Source organism: Acetivibrio sp., from assembly GCF_035371925.1.
In the GTDB taxonomy this organism is placed as follows: Bacteria; Bacillota; Clostridia; order Acetivibrionales; family Acetivibrionaceae; genus Hungateiclostridium.
On sequence record NZ_DAORXT010000127.1, the window covers coordinates 1 to 6,324 of the forward strand.

Genomic DNA, 6,324 nt, shown 5'->3' on the forward strand with positions numbered 1-6,324 from the left:
GGGTCATTTTCTTTCCGTTACTTCGGGGTCAATTATATACCGTCGTTGACAGATTGACATTAACATGGACAGGGCACCGTCAGGACTGGGGGCAGATACACTCCCAGTTAGAGATTTATTTTAAAGAACGCTTGGCAGGCAGAAACCTTTAAAAACCAGTCTTTAAGGGCATGTTTTATTGACATGCCCTTATTTCACTGTATAATGAAGATAAGGGCAGAAACCGTGAAATACGGCACCTGCCCTTAAGTACTTAAGTAAATATCAAAATCTTATCTCAGATTTTTGAGTTTACACAAAACTTGAAACAGTCTCAGTTTCCGAACGTTACAGAAGCGCAACGCCCTTTCTAAGAGTAGGGAGAATCAGGATGATTCTCCCTGTATGACCAACTTCACTATATGATCACCAATGATACACTTACCATTCTGAGCTCCATAAATCGCGCAATGATTACAGATCTTATTAATGAGCCGGGTTGCCCCTCCAGAAAAACTTTACCATATGGTATAATTCTGATTCATATAAATCATTAGCTTCGATGAATGATTGCACTAAATCTTTCAGATTCCGTATCATTAATAAAATCAATCTTGTCATAGTGTTTGATAGCCCTGACAATACCACTTCCTATACCTCGGTACGGAAGTATTTTCGCAGCAAATGAAGTTATGATCGGGTTCCTAATCACAGAAATCCCATGCTTGATGTTTTCGATAGTTAAATTGTTGGGAAGTTTTCCGGGGCTTATTATTTCAATACGGTTATCAAAAATGAAAATATTGATTGGTGCCTCGATAAAATAATCTCGGTGTATTATAGCGTTAACAACAAGCTCCTCTAAAACAATTTTGGGAATCTCCAATTCGCCTTCAGTGTTGAAGTCCTTATCATTTTGGACCTTACGCAAATTTCTGGTAATAAAACTCATGCTGTCAGTATAAAGCTTAAGTATGTTTCCCTTGATATCTTCGCTGTCCCTGTAAGCAGTTCCTGAAAGATCATTCCCAACAAAACTTACTGCTTTTATTATAAACATGGGTTTTTTAGTCTGCGGTTTTTTCCCAAATAGCAAAAGTCCGGCTAAAGTAAGATTATTATCTTTTGCCAGATACAGGTTTTCCAATATCTGTTTTATGTCAATATCCAGATCTGTTACATCTTCCCCATATTCTTTTTTATAATATTCGCTAAATGAATTCTTGTCTAGATCATTAATAATCTTAGTATCCTGCACTATAAACTCATCGGCATGATATCTTTGAGATTCCTGGAATAACCTTTGAAGCTCCTCCTGTGAAATACGTCTTTTATCTGCACCGGACTTAGTAATATATACGCCGCTGCTTGTACAATACGGTTTATTAATGCCCTGCTTGATATCAATAACAAGCAGAGTTTTATCATTAACCTTTACTGTATAGGTCAGAGGATGTATTGAAGGTTTAACCTGATCAGAAGCAACATTGGAAATCATTTGGTTCAATCTTCTTATGTCTTCAGGACTTAATCCAGTAATTTCTCCTGTATCTTTCACTCCAATTATAATCAAGCCGCCCAAAGCATTGGAAAATGCCACCATTTCTTGAGCCAATTGTTCAGAATTAGTAACGTTTTCTTTGAACTGCGTTGTACTGTTCTCTCCCAATTCGATTCTTTCGAGAAGTTCTAGTACTTCCATAGATTATATATCTCCCTCCTTCTCCTGAAAGCATCTTTCCCGCCTTCCATGATACTTATTATTTTACTCTGTATCTCCCACATATCAATACTGCCGCCAAAGACACTGATTTTTTCTCCATATTCGCATGCAATTACCTTTTCAGCATCACCGAGAACAGGAATGTTTGCATTGTGTGTGGCGAAAATAAATTGTACTTCAGGCTTTACCTCTTTTATCACTTTAATGACTTCTTCATAAATAGTCTGATTATCAAGATCATCTTCAGGCTGATCTATTATTACCAAATCGTTGTCTTTTTGCGCCAAAATGAAAAGTATAAGCGCGGAAGCGCGTTGCCCTAGTGAATGATTCATAAGCGGCTTGCCATGATATAATATTTCAATTTTATTCGGGACTTTGTAGGTTAACAAGTCACAAATGTATTCCGTAAATTTAGTAACAAAATTGGCATATGTGGTATCCGTAATGTAACCCTTGATTTTACTGCCTTCTCTCTTAATTATGTCGAAAAACACCTCTATATAATCTATGAAATTCTCCACTATAAAGGTATAGTGGTTTTCTCTAAGCCCGGAACCCCTGAATACTTCTTTCAGGTGCTCCCCAAAGCGTCCTCTCTCTTCCTTAAATTTGATTTCTATCTTCAAGGATTTCTGCGCATCGTTTATTTTCTTGATTTCTGCTTCATAGAGTTTGTACTCTTCCAGCCATAGGTCATTAAGCTCTGCAAGATTTCTCTTAATAGTTTCAAATAATTCCTCTCTTTTAGTTAGGTTTTTATTTACTTCCGCAAGCTTCACCTCGAGTATATTCAAGCTTCTATTTATTTTTACAAATTCATCTGCATTAAGATTCGGGATATTGATTTCTCGTTGTATTTTGGCGAACTCTTCTTCTAAACTATTTTTCTTGTTTTTGAAATCGGCAATCTCGGCCTTGATTTTCTTTATATATTCTTCCGTTTTGCTGCCAGTCTTCTGTAATAATTCCAGTTCGCTGATTAGTTCATTAAGGTATCTAAATATCCTGTCAAATGTATTCTGGTTTTCAGCGGATTCGTACTTTGCTGCGATTTCATCTAGCTTTGCTTTATTCTCTTCATAGAATCTATAACACGCATCTTTGAATGCTGACAGGTTCTTAAGTATTTCGCTTAATTTTAAGTCATCTCTTTCAAATGCTACCTGTCTTTTAAGCTTTTCTTCAACACCCCTTTCCTTGTAAACTTTCAGTTTATGCTGAAGATCGGCTTTCTGAGCTTCAAATTCTTTTTTCAGCTCGGCAGAATTTCTTAAATTCATCCATTGCTGAATGTTTGAAATGACCTCTGTCTTTTTACCCTCTATCTTTTGAAGGATACCTGTCCGCGTTTTACCCATAAGCTTATCCATAAGATCAGTCTCAAATCCCTCACGGGGACTGGACAAGTCTTTTTGGCCAAAATAAAGGGGGTTTTGAATGATTGAATCTACAGAAATGTTTTTTAAGTTATGATCTTCATCGTATATCTTGACACTATGCCCATATACCCTCTCGATGCTATAGCTGTTGCCATATTTGTCAACCGCATTGATGACTACTTTCCCACCGCTGCCTAATCCATTAGCTATAATTCTATTTTTATACTGTATATCCTGTGATGTTTCGGTTAGCGGAATATCAAGGCAATATCGAATAATTTCGATTATCGTTGACTTCCCACTACCACGAATACCAATCAGATTGTTCATTTCGGGCGAAAAGCAAATGCTTTCACCGTCCAATTTACCACCTACAAAAGATACTGACTGGATATATGCTTTATTCAACGGTGGCAAAGTCTTGCTTATCCTTCCCTCGTAATCTGATAATGCGTACTTAACAGCTTTGAAATTGAAGTCCCCGATTTTTATGTATATTTTTTCTCCCTTTCCTATCTCCTCTACGCAACTTGGATCTGAGCCTTCAACAAGTGCTGGAATTCTTCCTTTAAACCACATTTTTAAATTGTCATATAACTCTCTGGTTCTTAGTTTTTGAAAACCAAGCACGTTCGTCCTGAACAACTCATGATTACTAAGCTCTATTATTCGTCCGCCCTCTAATTCTTTGAAGAAGCCATTGTTCTGCTCAACATGCGCCATTATTATAAAGTAATCTTTTGCAAATTCATCCAAATGCTTGATTGTATCAATCAGGTTATACTTTGTCCTGATGCTTGGACTTCCATAATTCGCTTTTCCAGCAAACATCGACGCAATAAAAGCATTTATGTGATCCACACCATCTTTAAGCCAATCTTCCGGGTCAAATACTATCAATGTATGAATGCCGTTTGCTCCATCATCAACTGATAGCTCAACACCAGGGAGTAAATATATACCAAATTTTTTACCTGCTTTTGCCAACGCTTTATACTCATCCTTGTCAAACTTATTGTGATTTGTTATAACTCCCAGATTTATTTTTTCTTTTATCATCTGGTGTATATATTCTGTAATATAACTATTTTCCTCGCCTTCATATCTGAATCTTCCCTTATCAGCTCTGGTATGGAGATGGAAATCAGCTCTAAGCCACATTGTTCCGCAATCAAAAATCATTATCTATTCCTCCTCTCAACTAATATTCTACTATATAGCTAAACACAATATAGAATTCTCTTGTAAAACTTCCTGCCAATTTGACTAGTCTTTGTTAACTCCTCATTATTTTTTGATGTAATTCCCATACTCCCAGTATTATTGGAATTACTTGACACATTTTCAAAGGCTATTGTTCAATCCTCTATCTTTCATCAACCCAGTTTTCACAGATACAAGTTCCAATTAGACAGCAAATATTCCCTGGTTCTGGCTCTGTGGTAAAGCGCTAAATTCTTCACTTAGGGTCTTGAAACTAAATACCCAAATAAATTTTACCATATAACAATAACGATTACTAACAATGATACTGTCATTGCTGAAAAATAATTAAGCCTAAAAAGTGTTGCATGCATTTTCAGGACTTTTTCATGCTATCAAGAGCACACTGCGTCGATGATCTAAAGGACTCATCGTCCAAAAGATATTTTAATACGTCATTCATAATATTTTACATAAATATATAAGACAACTAGCAAGTTCATTGATAAACTGTTCTATAGAAAAGACTATGAACGGTTGGCAGAGCATCTTGTTTCTCGACTTTTCCAAGAACATTTACAAGTAGAATTGTCCGATGAAGTCTTCCCTTATCATTGATCTTATAAATCCGTCGCTTTCGATTCTTGAGTTTTACTGCTGGACACTACGTGCCAGCAGTAACATCTTATAAAAGTTCATGAAGTAAATAACTTACACATCCTCATCTATAACCCATGTAACAAACCGTTCAATCAGCCTGAGCTTCTTCTGGTTGCACAGCTTGAGCCTTTCGTTGATTTTGCCCCGCAGTTCTTCTTCCGCGTCCGAGTATGAAACGCTGCCCAGCAGAAGGTAATCCGGGGTCGTATCGATAGCTTCACAGATCTTGAGCAATGAATCGATGCTGGGGATCGAGTAGCTGTTTTCTATATTCGAAATAAAGTTATTGCTGAGGCCTGTAGCTTCTGCCACGTCTTCCTGTGTCAGGTTGAGCACCTTGCGGCGTTTTGCGATCCTTTCTCCAAGCGCTTTATAGTCTATACCCATCCATTACCACCCTGTTTTACTGTATCATTTATGATCGATTAACTTAACCAATCATAAAGGTAAATATACACTTGTAATTAGTGCTTATGTAGGTTAAAATGGATAAGTACCCTTATGGTTATAAATCTATCCAATGCCTGGTGAGAGGAATGATGAATATAGGTATTTGCGATGATATTACCATCAATTGCGAAGTTATAGAAGCAGCCATCCTGCAGTATGGTGAGGAAAACAATATCACATTCAACATTCGGAAATTCGGCAGCGGAGAAGAACTCATCGACCTGATCAGTATGGAAGATGCCAGTTTCGATCTGCTTTTTCTTGATTATTACATGAAAGAACTTACCGGCCTTGAAACTGCAAAAAGGATCAGGCATCTGGAACAAGCCGGATGCAAACCTGCATGCAACATCGTTTTCGTGACTTCAATGGACAATACATATGAGTTAATGTGTGTACATCCGCTGCGAGTCATACGCAAACCGGTAAGTCCGGGGATAATAAATGCGATACTCACATATGTCCTGTCTGAAAAAGGCGAGGCACATGCTGTATCAAATCCGGGCCGTGACGGCAGCAAATGAATCCGAGACGCCGGCAAATGAATGTAGCCCGAAAGCCTCGTGCCTTAATATTGTCTCCATGATTTACGGCAGTTTGATTCCATCACGGTCATAAAAAATGACGCCGATGGTTTGCGAATGCCATGAATATCGAAAATCCCAATAGCCGATGGATCAGGCAGTATTAAAGCATCAATATTGATGTTGATTTTTTTATTGAAAAAGTTAGAAATATTATGATAAATATTTAATAGGAAATAGAATTATATGAAATTTCAGGAATATTATTATAATACGCATCCTGCTCGTTAGATTTCTAATTGACTTTGTTGAAAATTTTATGCATTTCTTATGGAAATATTGTTTATTACAAGTAAAAATTATACGATTTGTACAAAAGTTAATAAAGCAATTAATATGAAAG

The 6,324-nt window shown here is 36.9% G+C and carries 4 protein-coding genes; 1 reads left to right on the plus strand and 3 read right to left on the minus strand.

Annotation, left to right across the window (positions count from 1 at the left end; all coding sequences use genetic code 11):
• Positions 1-532: 532 nt before the first annotated feature.
• The 3 genes from PLH43_RS12630 to PLH43_RS12640 all read right to left on the minus strand — a co-directional run bounded on the left by PLH43_RS12630 (position 533) and on the right by PLH43_RS12640 (position 5,334).
• Positions 533-1,681, minus strand: coding sequence for an RNA-binding domain-containing protein (locus PLH43_RS12630; RefSeq protein ID WP_324363668.1), 1,149 nt, complete (start codon positions 1,679-1,681; stop codon positions 533-535).
• Complete coding sequence (locus PLH43_RS12635; RefSeq protein ID WP_324363670.1) at positions 1,669-4,266, minus strand: TrlF family AAA-like ATPase; 2,598 nt, start codon at positions 4,264-4,266, stop codon at positions 1,669-1,671. Before PLH43_RS12635 ends, PLH43_RS12630 begins: the two co-directional genes overlap by 13 nt.
• Before the next feature lie 732 nt (positions 4,267-4,998).
• The gene (locus PLH43_RS12640; RefSeq protein ID WP_324363672.1) at positions 4,999-5,334 is read right to left on the minus strand and encodes a helix-turn-helix transcriptional regulator; all 336 of its coding nucleotides are present in this window, start codon (positions 5,332-5,334) and stop codon (positions 4,999-5,001) included.
• Between the two features lie 149 nt (positions 5,335-5,483).
• On the opposite strand from PLH43_RS12640, the gene PLH43_RS12645 reads away from it, so the two are divergent.
• A complete protein-coding gene (locus PLH43_RS12645; RefSeq protein WP_324363674.1) occupies positions 5,484-5,921 on the plus strand; it encodes a response regulator in 438 nt (145 codons plus the stop codon).
• Positions 5,922-6,324 lie beyond the last annotated feature (403 nt).